Genomic DNA, 1,289 nt, shown 5'->3' with positions numbered 1-1,289 from the left:
CATAAATAGTTGGAACGCCCTTTCAATAACGCCACTTGACCATAAAAACCGAGCGCATTGACCATCAGCGGTAGGTCACGATGGTACAACTGCTCTTGCAAGTTTTTCGAGCCAGTACTGATGATGACTTTCTTGCCACTCAACAGCGCTGGAACAAGATAAGCAAATGTTTTACCGGTACCAGTTCCGGCCTCTACCACCAACTGACTTTGTTCTTTGATCGCACTACTGACGGCTTCAGCCATGTCTATTTGTGGCTGACGAGCCTGAAAACCCGGAATCGCTTTACCTAAAGCGCCATCAGAGGAAAATGTTTTTGCGATCATGCCTGACATCTGGTTAGAAAAATTGTCGTGAGTATATCAGACGTTTGGGAGAGACATCAGCCCGTAAGATGGCCAGCTTACGGCCCAACACAGATAATTTGTTGAAACCATGGCAAGAATAGATTATTTATGAAGTCAGATTGCTGTACGGTTGACCCTTTTGGGGAAAACACATATTTCGTACGCTAGAAAAATAATGCATGGAAGTATCTGATTTATGGAAAAGAAAACACTGTTGACCCATTGTTCTGACGCACCGGGTTTGATCTCTAAAATTACTAATATCTGTTACAAACATCAGCTAAACATCGTTCATAATAACGAATTTGTTGATAACACCAGTGGGCACTTTTTCATGCGAACGGAGTTGGAGGGGTACTTCAACGACCAAACGTTTCTTGCCGATTTAGACCAAGCTCTACCGCAAGGTGCAAAACGCACTCTCATTGGCTCTCGCCGTAAACGCATCGTGATTCTCGTAACGAAAGAAGCACACTGTTTAGGTGATATTCTGATGAAAAATTACGATGGCAGTTTAGATGTAGAAATCGCCGCCGTGGTGGGTAACTACGATAAGTTACAAGGCCTCACTGAACGTTTCGATATCCCTTACCACTATGTGACGCACGAAGATCTAAGCCGTGAAGAACACGAGCAAAAGATGTTAGAGGTGATCGATCAATACGATGCAGATTACTTGGTGCTAGCGAAATACATGCGCGTTCTCACGCCAACGTTTGTTGAAAAATACCGCCATAAGATCATCAACATTCACCACAGTTTCTTGCCTGCTTTCATCGGTGCTAAGCCTTATCAGCAAGCTTACGACCGTGGCGTAAAAATTATTGGCGCAACAGCCCACTTCGTGACAAACGATCTAGATGAAGGCCCGATCATCAAGCAGGATGTTATTCCAGTCGATCACACATTCAGCGCACAAGATATGGCTCAAGCAGGCCGCGA

At 44.5% G+C, this 1,289-nt stretch carries 2 protein-coding genes; one reads left to right on the top strand and one right to left on the bottom strand.

The genetic code is table 11. From position 1 onward, the window contains the following. On the bottom strand, positions 1-326 hold a 326-nt coding region (locus R7O12_RS25360), incomplete at its 3' end, for a DEAD/DEAH box helicase (RefSeq protein WP_318126823.1). A gap of 217 nt (positions 327-543) precedes the next feature. Between R7O12_RS25360 and purU the strand changes: the two genes are divergently transcribed. Continuing rightward, positions 544-1,289 (top strand): formyltetrahydrofolate deformylase (gene purU, locus R7O12_RS25355; RefSeq protein ID WP_318126822.1); only part of this gene is annotated, 746 nt, incomplete at its 3' end.

It is taken from the genome of Vibrio sp. Vb1574 (assembly GCF_033338675.1).
The sequence above is the reverse complement of the archived record's forward strand: the minus strand, read 5'-3'. Positions and strand labels throughout refer to the sequence as shown.